This window comes from Flintibacter hominis, assembly GCF_014287965.1.
GTDB classification, from domain to species: Bacteria; Bacillota; Clostridia; order Oscillospirales; family Oscillospiraceae; genus Lawsonibacter; species Lawsonibacter aceti.
Map to the genome: position 1 here is coordinate 75,869 of NZ_JACOPO010000002.1, position 20,293 is coordinate 96,161.

The window sequence follows — 20,293 nt, forward strand, 5'->3', positions numbered from 1 at the left end:
CCGCGGCCAGAAAAAGCAGTCCGGTCCCGATTGGCCCTGACTCTATTATGATGTCGTAAAGAACATCACACAAAAACAACCATATCCCAATGGCAAGAAAGACCCATATCAAAGAAACCATACCGCCGCCTGCCGAGATCCAATCTCCGTATCGGCTTCCATCCCGGTATCTGTATTGTCCGTTTTTCTTTTTATGGATCAACCCCGTTCACCTCTCCTCTGGCTAAAGTCGGAACAGGTAGGGCGGCCGCCCCACCCAAAAGTCTGTGGGCAGCACGCCCGGCCACCGCAGCCAGCTCCCTGGCTTTAAGGCGGGGCCCCCCTCCGCCAGACAGAGCCGCCAGCTGCCAGCCCCATCCTCTGAGGGCAGTTCCTCCGGTCTGGCGGGTATACCGGCGGACAGCAGCAGCCAGCGTTCCCCGGCCACCGGGGGGACATCCATCTGCCCCTCCACAGTCAGCACAGCGCCGGCCATCTCCAGCTCACGCCCCGGCGCCAACGCCAGCTCCCGGGGCAGGAACACCTCCAGCGTCAGATCCTGGTCCGCCTCCCACACCATCCGGTGGACCAGCCCGCCCCGGTCCAGTCGGGCCTGGGGCCGTGGGATGGGAAGACGCACCTCCCCCAGCTCCGCCGGAGCCAATATCCCGTTCTCACAGCGCCAGCGGCCAGCGGCCAGCCGGTCCAATGCCTCCTGAGAGAACCAGGGTTGAAACAGCATCCGAAGCAGGCCCGGGGCCCGGGCTACATACTGGCTTTTCTTCAGCTTCTTACCCAGCGTATAGCTAGCAGCATCCCCCTGATCCCCGCTCTGGACATCGGATGGCCCCAGAGGACTATAAAATGTCCCTTCAGGCAGCAGATCGCTGAGGGCGTCTCTCTCCTCCAGCCCAAAGGGGGCCAGAGCTTGGGCCACGGCGGAGGCCGGTACCGGAAACAGATCCATGCACTGACCCCGCTCCATCTTCAGGCGGAGCGCCTTGTCAGCCATATGGGACCTCCTCTCTGCCAAACAGAGCCAACAGCTCACGGGCCTGTGCCCGGTCGCTGTCCCGGCCGCTGTGGTCCAAAATATCCTGGAGGAGCAGTTGGGGAACTCCATAGTGATGGGCGCTCCGGCCAAGCTGCCGGAACAGGTATTCATTCTCCTCCAGCAGCCGGCCCAGCTCCTCCGCCTGTACCCAGCTCAAGGTCCTGCCCCCCATCGCCAGCCGGTCTTTTCCCTGGGCCTTGGCCAGCTCCAGTTGTCCCTCCGCCCGATCCAAATAGTACAGGGCGGGCAGTCTGGGGTCGAAGGAGGGCAGACAGCCGCAGGACAGGCCGAAGCGAGGGCGGTAGGCCTCCAGCGCCGCCTCCCCCTCGATCTGCCGCTCCAGCTCCCGCCGCAGGGCGGCGGCCACGGACAGCGCCCGCTCCGGTGGGCACAGAAGCAGCAGATCATCCCCACCGGCAAAGAGGGGATATAGCTCCTCCAGGTGGGTGACAGCCCCCAGGATGGCCCGGTCCAGAGCCTGTCCCGCCGCCTCCCTCTGGTCCACGGTGCCGAAGGTGGAGAAGAACAGGCCCAGGTTGTCCAAGTCCAGCTTCAGCAGGCCAGGCTGTGCCCAGGGAGGCGGTAGGAGCTCTCCTTCCCCTTTTAGCAGGGCGGCAGGCTCCAGCCAGGGCATCCGGTCCCTCGCCCAATCCAGCCCGAACAGGGCCCGGCTCTGGAACTTATCCCGCTCCATGGCCCGGTGGACCTGGGCCATCCCGTCCGGCCAGGGCCCGCCCATCAGGCGTCTGCCCCCAGGCCGGACCAGTACAACAGGGACCGTGCCCGCCTCCAGCTCCAGCTGGCCGCCGGAGGCCAGAAACAGCCCCCGCTTCAGCCGGACCAGCTCCCTCTCCAGCTTTTCCAGCGGCGTCCCAGGCGCCGTGAGGAGCCAACCCTTTCCGCTGCTCATCATCAATGGATGGGGGCGGTAGCCCTCCATGGCCCGGACCAGGTGGGCCCCCACCGCCTCCGTCGCCAGGGACACATAGCGGGAGGCCCGCCGCACCATAGCCGGGGTCCACTCCCCGTTTATCCTGCCAAAAAGATAGCCCTGGATGCCGGACAGGGCAAACCCGGTAAGCAGCGCCCGGCTTTTTTCCGGGTAATCTGCCGGAAATTCCTCAAAAAACAAGCCGTACCGCTCCCCCATGGGTGACCTCCTCTCCGCTAGAAGCCTTTTATCGGATGGCCATAGCCATTGTTTTCCTGTAATTCTGCCGGTGGAGGTCGATGCTGCGGGTGGTGACCTCCTTCCCCCAGGCCAGAGCCACATATGCCTGATATACGTCTGTGGGCAGGGGCAGAGGGGGCTCCGCTCCGCTGTCCCGCTTTGGGACCAGAAGCCGGTATGCCTTCAGGGCCGTCCGGCCCAGCTCCGTCAGTGTGCGGCACACACAAGTCATGCAGTGGTCCAGAAAATCCAAGTCCATACTGCGAAACAGCTCCCTGGGGTGGCGCACCTGGCGGAGCCAGCCCTCTCTGGCCATCTGGGTCACATTATCAGTAAAAAACAGCTGGTAATAGGCAATGACCACGTCTTTCCTGACCGACCGGCCCCGCTCCTGCTGGAGCAGGAACACCTTGGCCGCCAGCTCACAGGCCATGGAGGCGAACACACTGTCCTCCTCCACCCGCTCCAGGGTCTTCAGCCCTTCCGGGTCCTGGACCATGTCGCCCAGCGTGGCCTCCTCCTCCCCCATCGGTACATCCAGCGAGAGGGCGCTGATGCCGCGGTAGACCGCCCGGCGCACCTCGTCCCTGCGGTCCGGGTCCGCCTCCCGGATGCGTTGGCGCTCCCCATGGGTCAATTCAGGCACACCGTCCCGCTCCCTGCGGATGAAGTCAGACTGCTTCCATTTCATCCCCTTGGCGATATATACCAGCCAGGGGGCCCGCTCCGGGTCAAAGCGAGGAACACCCTCCCCCTCCTGTCCTGGCCGACCAGTCAGGCCGTTCATGATCAGCTCGGTGAGCAGCTCCATCTTTAGGTCCTGTTCCTCATAATCCCGCCCGCTGTTGGCGATTCGGCGCTCCTGGTCCAGAGCTCGGCCCCCCAAGGTCCGTTCCATAGCCTCCACCGTGCCCAGCCAGATCTGGGTGGACAGAGCGGTCAGCCGCTCGCTGTTCCGGTCCTGGCCTCTGTTCACCAGCTCTACATACTGGGCGGCCAGCTGGTTGACCCGCTGCTCCTGTCGGGTGAACGCCGGTCCTGTTGTCCTCTCTTCCATCCCGCTTCCCTCCCCTCACAGGTTCAGGATGCGGTCCAGTACCGCCTTGGGGTCGGATACCCGCTGCTCCGCCAGGCGGCGCACGATGTCGTCCAGCGTGATAAGGGCGGTGATGTCATAGAGCTTTGCCGCCGGGGGCTGGACGCTGTGGTCCATCTGGCCGTACACCGCGCAGGTGATGGTCACATCCCTGTGGATCCGGTAGGCATACTGCATGGCCATCACCTCCACCAGCGGGGTGGGCTTGCTTCCGAAGGTAAGACAGGCATATAGATCGTCCCCCTCCTCCGTCCGGTCGATCAGCTTTTGAAAGGTGGTGATATGGCTGTCCAGGCTCTCGTCAAAGGGGACCTCCACCACCTCCACCCCCTTGGGACAGGAGAGTCCCCTGTCTTTGCAGAGGGCCTCCAATTCCTCTTTGAGCAGCTCCAGATTGCAGCGGCAGTTGTCATAGTCGGCCGACAGGGCAATAACACGGATCTCCTCTCCCTCCTGGCCATAGCCCCAGATCAGCGGGATCACCGGGAACCGGGTGGCCCCAGGATAGTCCAGCGCCCGGTTCCCCTGGGCCTGGTAGCGTACGTTGCTCAGGTCCCCGGCCTTCTGCCTGGGGATGACACAAATAAACTTCTTCATGGGAACGCGGTCCTTTCTGTTTGATCTTTCCTCCTGGCTCCAATTACGGAGCCATAACGGGCCATTTTTACATATTGTAGCACACATCCTCTCCGTTTGACAGACCTATCCGGCCCTTCTTCTCCCCTATCCGGACATTTTTTTACCAGAGAAGCGGGATTCCCTTGTTCCAAAGATGTTGGGATGCTATAATAATTATGATTATTTTCCGGCGGAAGCTAAAAGGGAGTGTCCCCATGTCCACACGGATCATCAGCTTTTTCAGCGATCTGCGTCCTGGCCTGACCGAACGTTTATACCGCTATCCCGGCCAGCAGGGCCGGCCGCCCCTGTCTGGAGCTCACACGAACGAGGCTCCGCTCTACTATTTGCTGACCACCTTTGCCCCGGTGGATGAGATCCTGTACCTACGCACCCGCCAGGTAAGGGAGGACCAGGTGGACTGTGGCCGCGAGGGATCCCTCACCGCTGAGGAGTACCTCCAGAAGCGGGTGGCCCGCTTCTGCCAAGACCGGGGGCTGCCCCAGCCCCAAATGACCCCTCTGGACTACGATCCGGCCAATCCGGACATGGAGCAGGCCCTCCGGGCCCTGCTGACCGGCATCCAGCCCAGGGACCGAATCTATCTGGATGTGACAGGCGGCCCCCGGAACGTCAGCTTTCTTATGCTGCTCCTCACCCGTGCTCTGTCCTATAAAAACTGCTCGGTGGAGCAGGTGGTATACAGCAGCATCGTCAACGGCCAGAACGCGGTGGTGGAGCTGGCCAATGTGCCCCAGCTCTTTGACATCATCAACGGCCTCCATGAGTTCACCTCCTTTGGCAGCGCCGACACTCTGGTACGGGTGCTGGCCCAGGACCCCGCACCTCAGGTACAGGACCTGATCCGTGACCTCCAGGCCTTTACCGAGGCCATCCGCCTGTGTCGGGCGGACCTGGACCTTCTGGAGCAGATGCTTGCCGACCTGAACCGCGACCTGGACCGGTGTGGAGCACTCCAGGACAGCCACCCCCTGTTATCCGCTCTCCTCCCTGTCTTTCGGCAGGAGCTGGGCTTTGGCGACCGGAAGCTTACCATCACCGGCCTGGTCCGCTGGTGCGCCCAAAACCGGATGATTCAGCAGGCTATGACCATCTATAATGAGCATCTGGCCCACGCCATGATCCAGGGGGAGACCCCCTATCTTCTGGTATCCCCTGATGCCAGGGAGCTGCTGTCCCGTGAACCCTTCTACGCCAAATCCCAGAGAGAGGTCACCGACTCCGACTGCTTCCAGAGCTTCTCCTACCATCTGGTGGCCGAGCTGGAGCGTTGGGCCGCTTCCACTGGAAACGTTCCCTTCCCCAAGCTCGCCGGAGCAGAGCGGCGGCAGATCCTCCAGCAGGCCCTGTCCCAACCGGGGGTCCGAGCAGCTCTGATGGTAGAGGCCGCCGCCGACCCGTTAGAGGGGACGGCCATTCCCCCTGCCCTGCCCAGCCTGCCCGTGGAGAGTCAGGCTCTGGTCCACCTTCTCCGGGCCCTGTTCCAGTCCCCTGGACAGCGGCGGACCCGAGAGGGCAGCTTGTCTTATCTGGCCCAGCAGGACCAGTTGGAGCTGGCTCTGCCAGTGCTTCAAAAGGACTGGAAAAAGGATAGCCAGATGGCCGATGTACTGGAGCGGCTGGCCGATCCCGGACACAATGGCGACCGTCTGCGCCGGATTCTCCTCACCCCGCTGTCCGCCGCCCCCTACCGCCAGGTGGTGCTGGACCTGCTGGACCGCCGGAAGCTCCGGCTCCGTCCCGGTGCGTCGGTGGCGGTCTTTGTCCGCCTGGCCCTGGACAACCAGTATGTCAACCTGATGCGCAACCAGATCAACCACGCCTTGGGCGACTCCAGCAACCGGGGCAAGATGCACGCCCTGAACCGGCTGGGCTACCATGCCAACCTGGGCCGTCTCACCACCCAGGAGCTGGCCTCCTTCTTCCTGGAGTCTGTAGGCCGGCTGGAGCACTTGGGCCGCGAGGTCAAGGCCGCCAGCGGCGCTCCACTCCCCCAGCCGCCGGAGTCCCCATCCCCCCAGGTCACAGAGGACCTTCTGCGCCAGCTCCAGGAAAAGGCCAATGCCAAGATGCTATGAACTATATTTCAAAGGAAAATGCCCCGGCTGTTCTTTTTGAACAGCCGGGGCATTTCTCTATGAAAAAAAGTTTCCTGCTTCACTTCTCTGACTGATCCTTCTCCGGATAGGGTAACTGTACGGTCCAGCGCCTGCCGGATATCCCCAGCGGCCCCAGGCCGCTGTTAGAAAGGAAGGATTTATGATGAAAAACTCCCGTGTCCCGGCCCTCCTCCTGGCCATCAGTCTGATCACGACCTCACTCCCCGCCGCCTTCGCCGCCGGTGAGGCGGCGGGCCAGAGTACCGCTTCTTCGGTCGTCCCACTCCTCTCCCATGCGGGGGTGGACGGCGCGTCCTCCTTCCTCTACCTGCTGGGCACCCTTTTGGGGCCCAACCCTCTGCTGGCCCTGATGCAGCAGCCCTCCGAGTCGGAGGAAGTCCAGCCGGTGGAACCCGCGGCCCCCGCCCTGCCCGACCGTCGGGTGATCGACACCCCTTACATCAGCCAGGTGACCCCGGTGTACGCCCCGGTAGGCTGCGAGCCCACCTCCCTGCTCATGGGGCTAAAGGCCAAGGGCTATGCCCAGGAGGTAGACCTGCGCTCCTTCCTGGATGCCATGCCCAAGCATGAGTACGACCCCGCCCAAGGCTTTGCCGGCTCCCCTTATCAGCCCGACCAGAGCAAACGCACCACTATCTACCCCGCCAAGCTGGCGGAGTACGGGCGCAAGTACGGAGACGTGGCGGATTTCTCTGGACGGTCTGTGGAGGAGCTCCAGAGAGAGCTGCTGTCAGGCAACCCTGTCGTGGTTTATGTCACTCTCTGGTGGGCGGAGCCATACTACCGCACTTACCGCATGGGGGACCATGAGGAGACCTTGCTGCGAAACAACCACGCAGTCCTTCTGTGCGGCTATGACAGCCAGACCGACCAGTACAATGTAGCCGACCCCTATAACGTGAAGTGTCAGGGGCAGGACTACTTTTACTGGCAGGACGCCTCTGTGCTGGAGCCTCTGTACCTGGTCCGGCAGCACGCCGTGGTAGTGCGGTAACTTTTTTCCCAGCTCGCTTCTCTCCCTCATTTCCGTCCGGACAGTACCCTGGGCACCGGAAGCGGTGGGAAAAATAATTTTTCTGTTTCCCTTCTCTCCCGCTCCCGGAGCCGGACAGTACCTTGTAAGTCACAGCGGCCCGGCATCCGTCGAAAGAAAGGAGGTCGCTATGGACCATTCTCCTCTGTCCCATTCCATCGCCGCCATGGTTCGGCGCGAGAGTGTTCAGGCCCATCGGGAGCTGGACCGCCGGCAGGAGCAGCTCCAGCAGTTACTGGACTATAACCAGACCCACGACCTGGACCCCAGGCTGACGGAGGGCTTTTACCGCTGCCTGCGGACCGCCCTCCAGGCTATGGACCTGGCCCAGTGGGACGTTCTTTCCCTCTCCTTTCTGGACCCCCTCCCCTAGTCAATGCCGGCCCCTGGAGGAGCCGCCGCCTGACTTCTCCCATTCCGTCCCAATATGATACATTTAAGGAGGTTATAGATATGAAAGAAATTTTTTGGATCTCTCATTCTCCCATCCACCAGGAGGAGTACCAGGACCTCTGCCAGCGGTCCGGAGCGCCTCTTCTCATCCGGCCTATGGAGCCGGAATCGCTGGAGGAGCAGCTCCAGCTGCGGGGCAGCCGGGTGGAATCTCTGGTAGTCAACCTGCCTCTGCCCAAGGCCGCCCAGGTCTTCCGCACCGCCGCCGGCCGCTTTCCGGTCCTGTTCCGGGCCTCCCAGAGGATCGCCACCGGGCGCAAAGTCCCCGGCTACTGCAGCGGGCTGCCGGAAGACGAGTACGAAAAGCGGTTTGTGGGCTGGCGCAGGCTGTTCCGCTGCGACGTGGAGGAGCTTCCCGCCGCCCAGCTCTCCCTTCCCCCCGCGTCTGGCCGTGTCTTTCTCTGGCTGTCCCGCCACCAGCTCTCCCAGCCGGCCCTGGACGCTCTCCAGGCCGACTGCGGGCCAGTGACGGTCCTCCAGTACCCCCTCCCCATCCGGGATGTAGCTGACCTGCTCCCTCTGCTGCCTATGGCCGACCTTGTGGGGGCTGTTCTGCCCCCTCAGATGCTGTCCCAGCTGAAGCTGCTGCTTGGGGACACCCCCCTCCTCCGCTCCGATTTCTCCCCCCAGGACGGCTTCCATCGCTGGCAGACACTCCTCTCCTGCTCTGTGGAGTATGAGCTTTTACCTCAGTTGGTCCCTGAACAGCTCCACACCGCTTGATTCTATCCCTCTATCCTCATTTTTTGTATACAGAAAGGAGTTTTATGATGAGAAACTACACCCAGGAGCAGAAGCTCCAGCTCCAAACTCTGATCAGTCAGGAGGCAATGCTGCCCGCCAAGCTGTTCAAGTACCTACGCTCCGAGGAGCATCTCCCTTCTCTGTTGGCCCTGGTGGATGTGCCCGGCTTTTCGGAGCCCCTGATGTGCTCCGTCCCCGCCAATCAGGTGGACCGGTTGAATAAGTCCGTGTCCATCCGGGACCTGCAGCCGGGCTTCCGGGTGGTCCTCCGCGGGCTTGAGGAAGACGGCAGCCTGACGGCCTCCCGCCGGCGGGCCCAGGAGCTGATCTATGACCGCCTCTTCCTTCATCCCGACCGCCGCCAAGTCTACCAGGGCCGGGTAATGGGCATCTCCCCGCAGGGCTTCTTTCTGATGGTGGAGGATCAGCCCGCCATCCTCCTCCGGGAGTTTTACCGCCCCACAGAGGGGCAGGAGGTCTCCGTGGGCGACCTGCTCCCTGTCTGTTTCGCCAACTCCTCTCCCCATCAGCGGCTCTGGTTCCGCTCCCCCCAGGATGAGAACTACCTCAACTATCCCTTCCTGGAGGAGCTGGAGCCCGGCCTGATCTTCCCGGCACGTGTCGTGGGCACTCGGAACGCCTCTATTTTCTTCCAGATCTTTCCCGGCTTCAATGCCATCTCCCCCCGCCCGGATGGCTGGCAGGCGGCAGCGGGTGACCAGATCCTATTCCAGATCAGCGGCGTATCCCGGGATCAGGCCAATCTTAAGGCCTGGGGCAGACCCCTGTGCCCCGTAGCCTGAATCTCACACCCGGTGATGATTTGATTTGAATGGAGGTTTTTTAGATGGATACACTTTACACGCTGAAGGACCGGAATCAGCGCTACTATGCGGCCCAGGTCCCTGGCGGCCGGACCGACTGCCCAGACCGGGCCGACACGCTCACTCTGGATAAAGTCAGGGAAGTGATGAAGCGCCCTGCCATGGCCGGCAGCTGCTGGCAGATGGAACCCGCCGCCAAGACCAAGTCCACCCCCGCCCCTCTGCGGCCCTTTGACTGTTTCCCTACACCCAGGCCAGAGGTACAGGCGGGCTCCGCCCCAGCTCCTGTTCCTGCTCCGCCCTCGGATGTAGCCCCCTCTCCCTCTGAACTTCCGTCCCGTTCCGCCGTCCCCCTTTCCCCCGCACTGGGGCGGCTGGCCTCCTCCCTACGCGCCTTTTTGACCCAGCAAAAGGGGCAGCTGGAGGCACGCCGGGACCAGCTCCGTGGTCGGAAGGATTCTCTGCTCCAACAGGCAGCAGCGAACCAGCTGACGGGGCAGGCGCTTACCCAGTTCTACCAGCAGCTCCAAAACACCCTGCTGGAGTCCGCTCAAGCGGAGCAGGACCTAGCCCTGGCAGTGGAGCTTCTGTCTGCCCCAGACGATAACCAACTGCTCCAGTCCCTCCAGCGGGCGCAGAAGGGAGGGGCAGCGTGAGCTTCGCCGGAGGAAGAGAAAAGGGCATTTCCTCCAGTATCAGGAGGAAACGCCCTTGCTCCGCCGAAATCAGAGCGCCTTCAGTTCTGTCTGTCCAGCTCCCGACGGACAGTCCGAGACAAGAGCTCCTGCCCTTCGGGAGAGCGGAGCACTTCTAGTACCATCGTCCGCACCAGCTCCTGAAAGGGAGCACTTCGCAGGAAGGAATCGAACACAGTTCCCTCTCCTCCCACAGACTGAGCGGAACTCCGAGGCTCCCGCCTGGGAGGGGGAGATTGGACCGGGTCCTCCTGGTACGCGCCTTCTAGCCAGCTTTCTTGACGGGTACGGTCGTCGCTCTCTCCCCGGAGGTAAAATATGGACACGCCAAAGTAGGCGGCCAGCTTCTCCTGCTGCTTCTGGTTGGGTGTTTGGCGGCCCGTTTCAAACTTCTCAATGGCGTTCTTAGGAAGGCCCAGAGCTGCGGAAAGGCCAGGCCGGCTCATTCCCCGCTGGGTCCTCAACTCCTCGATTCGCTGTGCCAATGTGATCATGGTCATTTCCCTCCTGGTTTTGTTGTCTTCCAGAGCCTATTATACCTCCTCTTTTCCTCATTGGAAAGAGGTATGCGAAGGCCGTCCACGTACTCATGTGGACGGCCCTCTCTTGTTGTCGTCGCTGCCCCTATCTTCTGTTCCTATTGACACCATAGTCCTTCCTGGTAAAATAGGAACTGCTCATACCAGTGTCAAACGGTATTTCCCGCCAGAATAATAGCTGGGTGGTAAGGTGAACTATGAGCCCCCCTGACTTTTGAAACCGTTGGCATAGGAGAGCGGACAAATGACGTCTCTTTTGCCACAGGCATAAAAAGACGTCGGAGCAAACGATATAACGTTTGCTCCGACGTGGCGGAGACGGTGGGATTCGAACCCACGTGCGGTTGCCCGCAAACTGATTTCGAGTCAGCCCCGTTATGACCACTTCGATACGTCTCCATTTGGATTCACATTTAAGTCTATGTGATAGGATATCAAACTATTGGGGAGAAATCAAGCACTTTCTTGTTCTCTCTCCAGGAAAGGACAAACGATGTATCGTATCCTGTTCGTATGCCACGGCAACATCTGCCGCAGCCCCATGGCGGAATTTATTATGAGGGATCTGGTCACACATGCTGGTCTTGGTGGGAAGTTTCATATTGCCTCTGCCGCCACCAGCAGGGAAGAGCTGGGAAATCCAGTCTATCCTCCTGCCCGGCGCAAGCTGGCGGAACATGGCATCAGCTGTGCCGGCAAGACGGCCCGGCAGCTGACACAGGAAGATTATAGCCAATATGATCTTCTCATTGGCATGGACCGCACCAATCTCCGCAATGTGTCCTATATCTTAGGCGGCGACCCAGAGGAAAAACTCCACCTGCTGCTGGAGTTTGCGGGTCGTTCTGGAGAGGGCATCGCGGACCCCTGGTATACAGGCGACTTTGAGAGCACCTTCCGGGACGTTTTAGCCGGCTGTAAGGGGTTATTAGCTCACTTTACCGGTACGAAATAAAACAGAGAGTGGAGCACAACACTCCACCCTCTGTCACTCTTTTCTTAATTAGCCGAAGTAGCGCTTCAGCAGGCCCTCAAAAGCCTTGCCGTGACGGGCCTCGTCGCGAGCCATCTCGTGGACGGTGTCGTGGATGGCGTCCAGGTTGTACTGCTTCGCCAGCTTGGCCAGCTCGAACTTGCCGGCTTAAAAATTGGCTGTTTCCCTGGAAAATCAAGCGAAATGGGAACATATTTCAAAGCACTTCGGAACACCTTTTTAACATCTTTTGTACAAGTCTGGTACATCTTTTTAAGTGAAAAGAGCAGCCATGTACCATTTTAGTACAAGCCTTGGAGGTACTAAAATGGCAAAAGCAAAAGATGCTGGGGTGTTCAAGATGGAAAATGGCCTGTGGGCCTACCGTTTCGCCGTGATGATTGACGGGAAACAGGTAGCGCGGCGGAAGTCAACCGACGAACACGGAAACAAGCTGCACACGAAAAAAGAGGCCATAAAAGCGCGGGAGGCGGCAATCGAACAGGCTCACTTGGAGCGGAACCGTCAAAAGAAACTCCGTAGAAGGACGGTCAAAGAAGTCTATTCCGAATACTGTAAAAACGGACGTTCAGACCGGGCCTATCAGACCATCCGCAAGCAAGACAGCCTTTGGGATAATCACCTGTACGCCCGGTTCGGAAACCGTTATGTGGACGATATTAGCGTTGCGGAAATTTACGACTACCTTTCGGAACTGTACCACACAGAGGGTCTTGCTTATACCTATGTGGAGAGCTTTTTGAAAATGTTCTACCTGATTTTTGGACAAGCCTACTCCCGGAATTACCTGGACGTAGACACCTACAATAAACTCTGCGTCAATAAAGACACCAAAATCCACATGCCAAAACGGAAGATAAATGATGATGACGATATTATTTCCTTTAGCAAGGAAGAGCTTGCCGTCCTGGATAAATACTTTAAGGGCACGAACGCGGAAACGGCCTACATGCTGGGGCGGTACTGCGGCTTGCGTATCAATGAGTGCTACGGCTTGAAATGGTCAAATGTGGACTTGGAAGCAGGGACAATTGCCATTGACAGGCAGATGCAATATCAGGACGGGCTTATCAAACTTGTCCCCGTTAAGACGCGGAGCGGCAGACGGACAATCTACATGAACGACAAATTGAAAGTGTATTTTCAAGACTTAGCGCGGCGGCGGGCGGAAGATGCCGTCAAGTTTGCCGCCGTCCGGGAACAGAAACAGCGCTTCATTGATGACCTGGACGGAAGCAAAATTTCTTCCACGGAGCTTGTGAACTGCCTCCCAAACGGGCAAATCCAGACGGTGAACTCCATGAAATATCCCACGCGGGAGATAAAGCGCATGGGGATAAACTTCAAATATCACTACCTCCGTCACACATACGGGACGATGATGGCGGAACTGAATACGCCGCAGCACCTTCTTTGTGCGCAAATGGGCCATGCTTATATCCATGTAACGCAGAAATATTACCTCGCGGTCACCAAATCGGGGGTAGATTTGCTGAAAAGTAATATAAATCTGCTCTAAATCGTTGATTTTAATAGAAAACGGCGGGATTTCAGCAAAATCCCGCCGTTTCTTAATACATTTCCCGGATTTTATCAAGAAATTCCTCAAATTTCTTTACAACTGGCTCCGGGGAGATGATTTTTGCCATTCGACCAAAGCCACAAATCCACCCGAAGAATTGATTGCTCACTTCCACATCAGCGGTCACATAAAAATGGTCATCGTCCACCTTTTCATAAATAACGCCGCGCCGCCCAAAGCGGTCAATGACTGTATTAAGCAGTTTTTTTGTAATAAACCGCATTTTAACACGCGTTCTTTCCCCGCTGTACATGGAAAAGGTGCGCTGCATAAAAGTCTCTACATCAAGGTTTGCAAAGGCTTCTGCCCCTTCTCGCGGTTCGTCCACAAAGCACACATTTTTCATTCGGTCAACGCGGAAGGTGCGCCTCTTCTGATTGATATTGTCAAATGCCAAAAGATAGTAGTTGCCCGCATCAATGACAAGATAAAATGGGCTGACAATATACTTGGTGCGGCGCTCTGTGGGCTTATCCAAATTTCCGATTTCATAGGCGAGATACTGGAAGCTGATTTTCTGCGGCTTGTGGGGGCTACCATCCAGCATAGTTGCCATAGCGTCATTGATTAGACTGATATTATTGAGAACGCTCTTATTTACTGTTTTTACCCGGTCAATCACAAGAGCGTTGTTGCGTATCTTCTCCGCCTGGTGTCTGCTGACAAAATCGCTGACGATGGCGGCAAGGCGGTCTGCCTGTGCCTGGGGAATAAACTTTGCAGAATAGACGCACTCCGCAAGTAAGCGTATGTCGTTCAAATCATAGCGGCGTTGCCGTACATAGAACCCCTTTTTCTTGCGGTGCGGGTCAAATATGACAAGTCGCTCTTCTTCATCGGCTATTGCCTCTTCTGCCTCCTGGAGCGTTTTCCCGTTTTCTATCATCCATGTGGCCTTGTTGATTTCCTCAATATCCTTGTAAACGGAGCGGCGTTCTGCGTCAATCCCTATCTCATTCAAATACGCCACAATGTCATCGGCTGTCACAACATTGTTTTCATCCGTTTCCCGCAAGAGAAACTGCAAGACAAGATAGGGCTTTAGCTTCTGATTGGGCTTCTTGCCGCGATTTATCTGTAATTCATTTCTCTCTTCGCTCTTCTCTTTCACATTCGCGGCCCCCTTTACATATTTCTATGTCAAGTGTACCACAAAAGCACAAAAAATGCAGTAAAAAAACAATAAGGCCGGGCCGCTCGTTGAGCGGCCCGGCCGTCAAATTAGTTGCGTATGCTTCTCAATAGCGGCCTCTATCCGTTGCGGCTCAATGCCGATATAGCGCTGTGTCACGGCGGCGGAGCTGTGTTGTAATAGCCTCTGCACCAGAGCAATATCGTAGCCGTTCGCCTTGTATATCTCGGTGGCGTACCACTTGCGGAAGCTGTGTGTGCTGATACCCTCAAAGCCCAGGTAGTCGCACACGATATGGAGCTGTTTCTGTATGGCTCGCTCGGTGATGGGGAAAATCAGATCTTCACGGCGGATATTGTGGCGCAAGCAATAATTCTCTATGTATTGCTGGATAACAAGCGGAACCGTGAACACGCGGCGCTTCCCTGTTTTCTGCTCGGTGATTTCAAGGCGGTATCTGTCCCCGTCCCGAACAATATCGCAGGGGCGCAGCTTCAATATATCGCTGATCCGCAAGCCCAAATTCCCTTCCAGCACAAGGGCGGTGGCTATGCGTTCATTGGGGCGGCAACCACTGAACCCCTCGCGCATGGTATGGATTATCTCTTTATATTGCTCGGTGGTGAGCGCCTTTGTTTTCTTGTTCATGGTGGCCTCCATTGTCAAAAGTTCGTTATTTCAAGCGGGAAAGTTCGTGTATAATGGGCGGCGGCGGAAAAGTCCCGTGATTGCTCGGTTTTGGTGTTCGTATAACCTGCATTATACGAACTTTGGGGAATTGGGTGGGGATTGCTCCCCACCCTTCCCTGTCACCCCGCAAGCACCATCGGTGCGCTGCAATCTAAACAGGCTATGTGGACTTCCTTTGTGGCTCGAACGGAATTCCCGCAGCAGGGGCAGATATATTTTCTCGTGCTGCTCGTCCTCGTTGGTGTGGTGCCCTCTGCTCCGCTGTGCGTCCCTGTCCCGGTGATATGGAACCCGGCGAACTCGTTGCGGCTTATGAGAATGTCAGTCAAGCCGTTCTCCAATATGAAGTCCAGCAGCTCGTCAGAGGGGCTTGTGTGGCTCCACCCGTATTTGTCGCTATGCTCCACGATTAAACCGTGGGCCTCGGCGGCGGCTTTGAAGCGGCGATTGTGGTAGGTGTTGCCCCGGCTGCAATCCTGTATGCCGTTCTCGTAGTTGTAATAATGTACCATTTCGTGAAGCAGGGTCGCGGCCACGTCCTCGATGGGCCGGGCCAGTGTCCCGGCTCCTATGTTGATTTCGTGGGTGCCGCCCAGCTTGGAAACCCAGGTATCTTCCCGCAGGGAGAAATGGCCGTAGGCGCGGGGCGTGGATTGAATGGTGATCGTCGGCCTTGAAAGTGCATTTTCAAAAAATTCAGCGTTCAGCAGGTCAAAAACCTTGTTCAGATACCCGGCCACGCGGTTATAGCTTGTCAGTTCTTTCATGTCTTTTTCTCTCCTATTCTTGATTTTGGGGAGAGGGCAAGCTATAATGTTCTTGCCCTCTCCGTGAGGTTTGGGTAAAGCTCTTTGTCCTCTGCTTTGGTCGGCGTGTCGGACAAGGGGCTTTTCTTTAGGCGCTGATGGAGAAGCGGCGGCTGGCGCTCTGTTTGGTGTACTCCTTATACAGTTCGCCGTGGGCCTTCTTGAAGGCCGTGGTGTCGAACCGATTGGAGAGAACCGAAGTCCAGCGGACGATATACTTTCCAGCGGTCATTTCCTCGGTGTCGCGCTCCATCATTTCAGCCTTGATACTGTCCCGAATGGCCTCTGCCTCCGCCTTGGCTTCCTCAATAACAGCTTCCCACTCATTCAGCGCCTCGATTTTGGCTACCAGTTCGTTCTTGCTCATGTTCATTCTCCTTTGCTTTTTATTTGGGGTGTTCCCCTTAACTGATTATAGTTTACACCTTTTTTAAGTGTAATTCAATTCGCAAAATACACAAGATTTACACTCAAATTATGTGTAATTTCAACACTTGAAAAAGGTGTAATTTTGTGTTAGAATAAGGACAATGGAAGAGAGGCGCAATTTTTGGAGCGCCCCGGAGGGAGGGCCAAACATGCCAATCAAATACAAGATTGATGTAATCGCCGCGCTGAAAGAAGCCGGGTACAACACCACAAGAATACGGAAAGAGAAAATCATGGGAGAGGCCATGCTGCAAAAAATCCGCAGCGGTCAAATGGTGTCGTGGGCCACCCTTGAAACCATTTGTGGGCTGCTCAACTGTCAGCCCGGCGATTTACTGGAATACGTCAGGGAGGCCCCGGACAATAGGTAATTTATGGGAATTACAAAAGGCCACTAATGCGGATAACAATAGTACGAAAATCCAGCGCAGCGCAAAAAACAGGAAGCGCGTCGTGACGTTCGCCACGACGCGCCAGCTTCAAGCGATACTTGGGAGGTGTGCCGCCATGTTCGGAGATACGGATTTGCCCCTTGCCCTTATCATGGAAGAGATTTTAGGCTGGGAGAAGAAGCCCCAGGATAACGAAAAGGACGAGCAGAAAACGACTGATAAACAAAAATGACAGAGGGGGCGGGAGTGTAACTCCCGCCCCCCTATTGGTTAAGCCTTACCGTTTTTCAAAATAATCGCTCAAAGCCCGGTCAAGCTCTCGCTGGATGGCCTCGCGCCATTTCCGGTCAGCTTCCAGCATCGCGACAAATTCTTCCTTGGCGCGCTTGTAGTTCTCAAAGGCGCTGGGAGCTTCGCCGCCCATCGGTTCAACGATGTGGGCGTACTTGTACTTGCCGGGGAGCTTGTCAAAGCTGTTTTCATAGGGAAGTCCCTAAACTGTGATTGTGAGCATTTTGTTGCCTCCTTTTTTTGCACCTACACTTTCAAGTGCAGGAAGCGGATTTTTACCCGGCCCCGTGGGTCTTATTATTTATATAAAATGACGCACGGGGTCAGGTGAATTGCGCCAGCGGTCACACGGAATTTCTCACATAACGGCCTTTCTTGACGCGCAGAATAAGGCCGTACTTTACAAACTTGTCCAAAGTTTTTCGGCTAAAGCCCTGGTCAAGAATTTCTTGTGCTGTCCATGTGTCGCCCTTCAACTGTGTAAACCGCTCTTCGGTCTGTCTGCGGCCTAATTCTTGATTGTGGACAGCGTTGTGTTCCGCATTGTATTGGCCCATCTCTTTTTTCAGGTCATAGGCCTGGACAATCTCGGTGTCTCTCTCAAAATCAATGGTGAAGGAATAATCACCATCGGGAATATCATCATCGAGCGGAAACGGGAACGGCTCGTAGCCATTGGACAGATAGCGGAACACCCATGTTTTCAGAAGTTTTCCCTCTTTGCCGGGGAGCGTCATGTACATTCCATTTTGATAGTACAGCATCATAACGGCTGTGTCGTAGCTCGATTGAAACAGTTCGTCGGCTCCGCCGTCTGGCTGCTTCCGCAGAGCGGTCAGCTCGGCGCGGCGGCTGTCCATGAAGAAGAGAATGGGCTTTATCCATCCTTCCCAGGTCATAGGTACGCCGTGGTAGGTAACGCTCTTTTCGTCAAGATTGGCAACGTAATAGCACCACACACCCTTGGCCGCGCCGCGCACATCTAACGCCACGCCAAAGGAAATCATCTTTTCGTGGCCGCTCTCCCACCCCATACGGTTCAACCAGCGCTGCGCGGTTTCGGCATGGTGAGACTGGCAGAACAGTTCCAAATCTCTTTTGTCCTGCTCTCTCACATGGACAAGAGGGAAATGCTGTGAAAGAATATGGTATTGGAGCTTCGCCCTCTAATTCCCGCCCAGGCGGAAAATATCATCCGTCTTGAAGCGCACCTTGTAGGGGTACTTTTTGTACTCTTGGGGAAATACCATTTTCAAGAAATCCCCCCTATCCTATTGTTTACCGTCATAGACAATCAGATGTCTCGCACCGCTTTGTTCCTCCAAAACCTCATCTTCCCCAAAGGCATTGGGGAGAATTGTTTTCCTAATGGCCGGAACCACCACCCAGGCTATCGGTTTGCCACGGAAGGTCAGGGGCGCGGAGGTGCCCGCGCCCTCGGCCTCATGTCCCCGTTCACACGGCGGAGCGGAACACAGTTCGGTATTTCCACTCAAAAGGCACTCTCAGCAACCAGTTCCATCCAAATGGAATTTTTCAACTCTGTTTTTGGGCCTCGGCTGCAAATGTTCTCCCATGTTCGGGCACAACCTTGTGGCTGGAAGCTGTGGCCCGGAGCGCTCCACCAGCGGAACACCTTACCGCCCAGCTCTGCCCCGAAAACATGGAAAATATCAATTCCGATACTGAACCACTGTTCACGGGAGCAATCAGAAGATTGCGTTTTCAGGTCATCGAAAACCTTTTGCTGCTTTTCGGTCATCTCTTGGCGCAGGCTCTCTTCGCTCACCTTGTCAAGCAAAGGCGTATTTCTGCCCGTACTCTGCCGCTTTCCGTTGCTGCCGTCCATTGGGCGCTTCAACTGGAAGTGCGCCTTGATAAGCTCGTAGAGGGGCTGTGTTTTGTCTGTCAATTCAAGGCTATTGTCCCACGCTTCCCACTCGTAAATGAAGTGCAGCGCATCGCAGAACATGTCTACCTTGTTACGGCCATCGGTGGTCACACACCCCGTCTTACACACAAAGCTCTCTGTGCCCTCGGCGGTCAGAAGGTTAATACTGTCGAAGAGCGGTGCGGCGGCTCTCTTATCCACGCCGTAAAACATGTGATAGCCGCCTCCCTGGGAGCGCGTTACCCTGTCGGCAAGGCTCTTTGCCCCCTGGAAAAAGGCGCTCTGCGTATCGACCTTACCATCTACTTTGTCAAAGTCGATGACAAAGAGGTGCAAATCGCCGCACTTGGCATTGTCCAGGTAGAGGCTCACACGCAAACTTTCAGCGCCGCGCCCTCGGTTTTTGCTGTGCAGATAGGTTTGCATGGCTCGGTTAGCATCTTCATAGGATAGCTCATACTTTTTATAGAGATTTCCATTCTTGCCACCGAATAGCTTACACATGCGGCCCTTTGTGTCGATGAAAACAGGAACCTTGATGATTTTTCCATTCTAATTTTTGGCTTTTGCGCCCAGCACAAAACAATTATTCATGCTCATTTGGGCATCCTCCTTTTGTATAAAAAATTTAATTTGCAAGCGGCAAGACAGTCTGCTGGGTGGTCACCTATTGGTAAAGGACACGATTACCACAAAGGAACAAGATATAACGATTTCCCAGCACCGTGACGTTATCTTGTTGCTTGTCCTTATCAGTGAGAGAATTTGAGGATTTTCTTTCTCAATCCCCCTCTCTCACTTTCTACATATATTATACCATAAAAATATTTTTGCGTCAAATAGCCGCTATTTTCGTTAAAAGTTGCTTATTCTGCAACAAATATCGAAGTTTGTGGAGGCGCAAAAACTCTAATTTCTTTGCCATGCTCCACTTCCAAACCCGCCTGTTCCAACACACAAAATTTCCGTTTGAAAGTGCATTTTCAATTTGGAGCGGAACCGGACAACAAAAAAGTGAAGCGGCTGGCAGCACCGCTTCACTCACTCAATCGTCATAATGGCCTTTGCATTGATAGACTTCGACCTGTCCATCGACCATGCGGTAAACAAGTCTGTTCGTATCGTCAATGCGTCGGCTCCAATAGCCTGATAGGTTTTCCTTCAATGGCTCTGGCTTGCCAATCCCTTCAAATGGACTTCTGCAAATGTCCTTCAACAAGGCATTTATCCGTTTCAGTGTTTTTCTGTCCTGTCCCTGCCAAGATAGGTATTCTTCAAACGCCTGTTCCGTGAATGTGATGTTAGTCCCCATCGGCAAGCTGCTCCAACTCGTCCATAGACTTGACTACCACCTTGCCCTGCCCGGCCTGCTTGATGCTGTTGTCCAATGCCCGCATGTTACTGTCACTGTAAAAGGGGTCTGCGTAAATCTCAAAGGGGATTTTGCCCTGCCGCAAGGTTTGGCGCACAAAGATATTGAAGGCCGTTGTCATGCTCATACCCATGTCGGCAAAGACAGCTTCGGCACGCTCTTTCAGGTCTTTGTCAATGCGGATATTGAGGTTTGTTGTTTCTGCCATTGTGACCACTCCTTTCTATGGCACTACTATTCTATTCCTTTTTACGCGCAATATCAATACTTTGCGCGTAAATTTACATAGTGTTCATGTTTTTCCTTTTGCTTTGAGCTGTCAAATTCACTTTTGAAAGTGCATTTTCAATTTGGAGCGGAACCCTGA

Annotated in this window: 24 protein-coding genes, 1 tRNA gene and 1 pseudogene; 10 read left to right on the top strand and 16 right to left on the bottom strand. The window is 56.1% G+C overall.

Annotated elements, in window-relative coordinates; translation table 11 throughout:
* Positions 1-223: 223 nt before the first annotated feature.
* The 4 genes from H8S11_RS14055 to H8S11_RS03550 are packed head-to-tail and all read right to left on the bottom strand — an operon-like array spanning position 224 to position 3,897.
* Positions 224-991, bottom strand: coding sequence for a hypothetical protein (locus H8S11_RS14055; protein ID WP_186852210.1), 768 nt, complete (start codon positions 989-991; stop codon positions 224-226).
* On the bottom strand, positions 984-2,183 hold the full coding sequence (locus tag H8S11_RS03540; protein WP_186852211.1) for a Cas10/Cmr2 second palm domain-containing protein: 1,200 nt from the start codon (positions 2,181-2,183) through the stop codon (positions 984-986). The genes H8S11_RS14055 and H8S11_RS03540 overlap by 8 nt, the downstream gene beginning before the upstream one ends.
* 28 nt (positions 2,184-2,211) lie before the next feature.
* Entirely contained in the window at positions 2,212-3,261 is a 1,050-nt protein-coding gene (locus tag H8S11_RS03545) for a hypothetical protein (RefSeq protein ID WP_186852212.1), read from the bottom strand.
* Between the two features lie 15 nt (positions 3,262-3,276).
* Positions 3,277-3,897 carry a TM1812 family CRISPR-associated protein gene (locus H8S11_RS03550; RefSeq protein WP_186852213.1) on the bottom strand — a complete coding sequence of 207 codons (621 nt, stop codon included), beginning with the start codon at positions 3,895-3,897 and terminating at the stop codon, positions 3,277-3,279.
* Positions 3,898-4,133: 236 nt separating this feature from the next.
* On the opposite strand from H8S11_RS03550, the gene H8S11_RS03555 reads away from it, so the two are divergent.
* The 6 genes from H8S11_RS03555 to H8S11_RS03580 all read left to right on the top strand — a co-directional run bounded on the left by H8S11_RS03555 (position 4,134) and on the right by H8S11_RS03580 (position 9,769).
* On the top strand, positions 4,134-6,017 hold the full coding sequence (locus tag H8S11_RS03555) for a TM1812 family CRISPR-associated protein (protein WP_186852214.1): 1,884 nt from the start codon (positions 4,134-4,136) through the stop codon (positions 6,015-6,017).
* Between the two features lie 181 nt (positions 6,018-6,198).
* Positions 6,199-7,053 (top strand): C39 family peptidase, encoded by an 855-nt coding sequence (locus tag H8S11_RS03560; RefSeq protein ID WP_186852215.1) that lies wholly within the window; start codon positions 6,199-6,201, stop codon positions 7,051-7,053.
* Between the two features lie 169 nt (positions 7,054-7,222).
* A complete protein-coding gene (locus H8S11_RS03565; RefSeq protein ID WP_147571043.1) occupies positions 7,223-7,465 on the top strand; it encodes a hypothetical protein in 243 nt (80 codons plus the stop codon).
* Between the two features lie 80 nt (positions 7,466-7,545).
* The gene (locus H8S11_RS03570) at positions 7,546-8,268 is read left to right on the top strand and encodes a hypothetical protein (RefSeq protein WP_186852216.1); all 723 of its coding nucleotides are present in this window, start codon (positions 7,546-7,548) and stop codon (positions 8,266-8,268) included.
* A 44-nt stretch (positions 8,269-8,312) separates the two neighbouring features.
* Entirely contained in the window at positions 8,313-9,092 is a 780-nt protein-coding gene (locus H8S11_RS03575) for a hypothetical protein (RefSeq protein WP_186852217.1), read from the top strand.
* A gap of 44 nt (positions 9,093-9,136) precedes the next feature.
* A complete protein-coding gene (locus tag H8S11_RS03580) occupies positions 9,137-9,769 on the top strand; it encodes a hypothetical protein (RefSeq protein WP_186852218.1) in 633 nt (210 codons plus the stop codon).
* Positions 9,770-9,849: 80 nt separating this feature from the next.
* Here H8S11_RS03580 and H8S11_RS03585 read toward each other — a convergent pair whose 3' ends face one another.
* Both H8S11_RS03585 and H8S11_RS03590 read right to left on the bottom strand, forming a co-directional pair.
* Entirely contained in the window at positions 9,850-10,302 is a 453-nt protein-coding gene (locus tag H8S11_RS03585; RefSeq protein WP_186852219.1) for a helix-turn-helix domain-containing protein, read from the bottom strand.
* Between the two features lie 355 nt (positions 10,303-10,657).
* Positions 10,658-10,746, bottom strand: a tRNA-Ser gene (locus tag H8S11_RS03590).
* A 94-nt stretch (positions 10,747-10,840) separates the two neighbouring features.
* Here H8S11_RS03590 and H8S11_RS03595 point away from each other — a divergent pair.
* Positions 10,841-11,302 carry a low molecular weight protein-tyrosine-phosphatase gene (locus H8S11_RS03595; RefSeq protein ID WP_186852220.1) on the top strand — a complete coding sequence of 154 codons (462 nt, stop codon included), beginning with the start codon at positions 10,841-10,843 and terminating at the stop codon, positions 11,300-11,302.
* A 48-nt stretch (positions 11,303-11,350) separates the two neighbouring features.
* Here H8S11_RS03595 and H8S11_RS03600 read toward each other — a convergent pair.
* A pseudogene (locus H8S11_RS03600) lies at positions 11,351-11,488 on the bottom strand (rubrerythrin); the annotation flags it as partial.
* Between H8S11_RS03600 and H8S11_RS03605 the strand changes: the two are divergent.
* The gene (locus H8S11_RS03605; protein ID WP_186852221.1) at positions 11,420-11,626 is read left to right on the top strand and encodes a hypothetical protein; all 207 of its coding nucleotides are present in this window, start codon (positions 11,420-11,422) and stop codon (positions 11,624-11,626) included. The pseudogene H8S11_RS03600 and the gene H8S11_RS03605 overlap by 69 nt on opposite strands.
* Before the next feature lie 22 nt (positions 11,627-11,648).
* Positions 11,649-12,860, top strand: a complete 1,212-nt coding sequence (locus H8S11_RS03610) for a tyrosine-type recombinase/integrase (RefSeq protein ID WP_186852222.1) — start codon at positions 11,649-11,651, stop codon at positions 12,858-12,860.
* Positions 12,861-12,912: 52 nt separating this feature from the next.
* On the opposite strand, the gene H8S11_RS14175 is transcribed toward H8S11_RS03610, so the two are convergent.
* The 4 genes from H8S11_RS14175 to H8S11_RS03630 form a co-directional block, all read right to left on the bottom strand.
* Positions 12,913-14,034 (bottom strand): helix-turn-helix transcriptional regulator, encoded by a 1,122-nt coding sequence (locus tag H8S11_RS14175; protein ID WP_186852223.1) that lies wholly within the window; start codon positions 14,032-14,034, stop codon positions 12,913-12,915.
* Between the two features lie 105 nt (positions 14,035-14,139).
* The gene (locus H8S11_RS03620) at positions 14,140-14,703 is read right to left on the bottom strand and encodes a tyrosine-type recombinase/integrase (RefSeq protein ID WP_243200920.1); all 564 of its coding nucleotides are present in this window, start codon (positions 14,701-14,703) and stop codon (positions 14,140-14,142) included.
* 161 nt (positions 14,704-14,864) lie between these two features.
* Positions 14,865-15,512 (bottom strand): SprT-like domain-containing protein, encoded by a 648-nt coding sequence (locus H8S11_RS03625; RefSeq protein ID WP_186852225.1) that lies wholly within the window; start codon positions 15,510-15,512, stop codon positions 14,865-14,867.
* A 127-nt stretch (positions 15,513-15,639) separates the two neighbouring features.
* The gene (locus H8S11_RS03630) at positions 15,640-15,918 is read right to left on the bottom strand and encodes a hypothetical protein (RefSeq protein WP_007493636.1); all 279 of its coding nucleotides are present in this window, start codon (positions 15,916-15,918) and stop codon (positions 15,640-15,642) included.
* Positions 15,919-16,129: 211 nt separating this feature from the next.
* Here H8S11_RS03630 and H8S11_RS03635 point away from each other — a divergent pair, with 211 nt between their 5' ends.
* Complete coding sequence (locus H8S11_RS03635) at positions 16,130-16,351, top strand: helix-turn-helix domain-containing protein (RefSeq protein WP_186852226.1); 222 nt, start codon at positions 16,130-16,132, stop codon at positions 16,349-16,351.
* A 298-nt stretch (positions 16,352-16,649) separates the two neighbouring features.
* Here the strand turns inward: H8S11_RS03635 and H8S11_RS03640 are convergent, their stop codons facing one another.
* The 5 genes from H8S11_RS03640 to H8S11_RS03660 all read right to left on the bottom strand — a co-directional run bounded on the left by H8S11_RS03640 (position 16,650) and on the right by H8S11_RS03660 (position 20,134).
* On the bottom strand, positions 16,650-16,796 hold the full coding sequence (locus H8S11_RS03640) for a hypothetical protein (protein WP_186852227.1): 147 nt from the start codon (positions 16,794-16,796) through the stop codon (positions 16,650-16,652).
* A 211-nt stretch (positions 16,797-17,007) separates the two neighbouring features.
* Positions 17,008-17,754 (bottom strand): type IV toxin-antitoxin system AbiEi family antitoxin domain-containing protein, encoded by a 747-nt coding sequence (locus H8S11_RS03645; protein WP_186852228.1) that lies wholly within the window; start codon positions 17,752-17,754, stop codon positions 17,008-17,010.
* Positions 17,755-18,155: 401 nt separating this feature from the next.
* The gene (locus H8S11_RS03650; protein WP_186852229.1) at positions 18,156-18,980 is read right to left on the bottom strand and encodes a hypothetical protein; all 825 of its coding nucleotides are present in this window, start codon (positions 18,978-18,980) and stop codon (positions 18,156-18,158) included.
* Positions 18,981-19,599: 619 nt separating this feature from the next.
* Positions 19,600-19,866, bottom strand: a complete 267-nt coding sequence (locus H8S11_RS03655; RefSeq protein ID WP_007493622.1) for a Txe/YoeB family addiction module toxin — start codon at positions 19,864-19,866, stop codon at positions 19,600-19,602.
* Complete coding sequence (locus H8S11_RS03660; protein WP_007493621.1) at positions 19,856-20,134, bottom strand: type II toxin-antitoxin system RelB/DinJ family antitoxin; 279 nt, start codon at positions 20,132-20,134, stop codon at positions 19,856-19,858. The genes H8S11_RS03655 and H8S11_RS03660 overlap by 11 nt, the downstream gene beginning before the upstream one ends.
* Positions 20,135-20,293 lie beyond the last annotated feature (159 nt).

Excerpts from the sequence above, each read along its gene's own strand:
- H8S11_RS14055 (WP_186852210.1), bottom strand. The coding sequence starts at position 991 with ATGGCTGACAAGGCGCTCCGCCTGAAGATGGAGCGGGGTCAGTGCATG.
- H8S11_RS03540 (WP_186852211.1), bottom strand. The coding sequence starts at position 2,183 with ATGGGGGAGCGGTACGGCTTGTTTTTTGAGGAATTTCCGGCAGATTAC.
- H8S11_RS03545 (WP_186852212.1), bottom strand. The coding sequence starts at position 3,261 with ATGGAAGAGAGGACAACAGGACCGGCGTTCACCCGACAGGAGCAGCGG.
- H8S11_RS03550 (WP_186852213.1), bottom strand. The coding sequence starts at position 3,897 with ATGAAGAAGTTTATTTGTGTCATCCCCAGGCAGAAGGCCGGGGACCTG.
- H8S11_RS03555 (WP_186852214.1), top strand. The coding sequence starts at position 4,134 with ATGTCCACACGGATCATCAGCTTTTTCAGCGATCTGCGTCCTGGCCTG.
- H8S11_RS03560 (WP_186852215.1), top strand. The coding sequence starts at position 6,199 with ATGATGAAAAACTCCCGTGTCCCGGCCCTCCTCCTGGCCATCAGTCTG.
- H8S11_RS03565 (WP_147571043.1), top strand. The coding sequence starts at position 7,223 with ATGGACCATTCTCCTCTGTCCCATTCCATCGCCGCCATGGTTCGGCGC.
- H8S11_RS03570 (WP_186852216.1), top strand. The coding sequence starts at position 7,546 with ATGAAAGAAATTTTTTGGATCTCTCATTCTCCCATCCACCAGGAGGAG.
- H8S11_RS03575 (WP_186852217.1), top strand. The coding sequence starts at position 8,313 with ATGATGAGAAACTACACCCAGGAGCAGAAGCTCCAGCTCCAAACTCTG.
- H8S11_RS03580 (WP_186852218.1), top strand. The coding sequence starts at position 9,137 with ATGGATACACTTTACACGCTGAAGGACCGGAATCAGCGCTACTATGCG.
- H8S11_RS03585 (WP_186852219.1), bottom strand. The coding sequence starts at position 10,302 with ATGATCACATTGGCACAGCGAATCGAGGAGTTGAGGACCCAGCGGGGA.
- H8S11_RS03595 (WP_186852220.1), top strand. The coding sequence starts at position 10,841 with ATGTATCGTATCCTGTTCGTATGCCACGGCAACATCTGCCGCAGCCCC.
- H8S11_RS03610 (WP_186852222.1), top strand. The coding sequence starts at position 11,649 with ATGGCAAAAGCAAAAGATGCTGGGGTGTTCAAGATGGAAAATGGCCTG.
- H8S11_RS03620 (WP_243200920.1), bottom strand. The coding sequence starts at position 14,703 with ATGAACAAGAAAACAAAGGCGCTCACCACCGAGCAATATAAAGAGATA.
- H8S11_RS03625 (WP_186852225.1), bottom strand. The coding sequence starts at position 15,512 with ATGAAAGAACTGACAAGCTATAACCGCGTGGCCGGGTATCTGAACAAG.
- H8S11_RS03630 (WP_007493636.1), bottom strand. The coding sequence starts at position 15,918 with ATGAGCAAGAACGAACTGGTAGCCAAAATCGAGGCGCTGAATGAGTGG.
- H8S11_RS03635 (WP_186852226.1), top strand. The coding sequence starts at position 16,130 with ATGCCAATCAAATACAAGATTGATGTAATCGCCGCGCTGAAAGAAGCC.
- H8S11_RS03640 (WP_186852227.1), bottom strand. The coding sequence starts at position 16,796 with ATGGGCGGCGAAGCTCCCAGCGCCTTTGAGAACTACAAGCGCGCCAAG.
- H8S11_RS03650 (WP_186852229.1), bottom strand. The coding sequence starts at position 18,980 with ATGCAAACCTATCTGCACAGCAAAAACCGAGGGCGCGGCGCTGAAAGT.
- H8S11_RS03655 (WP_007493622.1), bottom strand. The coding sequence starts at position 19,866 with ATGGGGACTAACATCACATTCACGGAACAGGCGTTTGAAGAATACCTA.
- H8S11_RS03660 (WP_007493621.1), bottom strand. The coding sequence starts at position 20,134 with ATGGCAGAAACAACAAACCTCAATATCCGCATTGACAAAGACCTGAAA.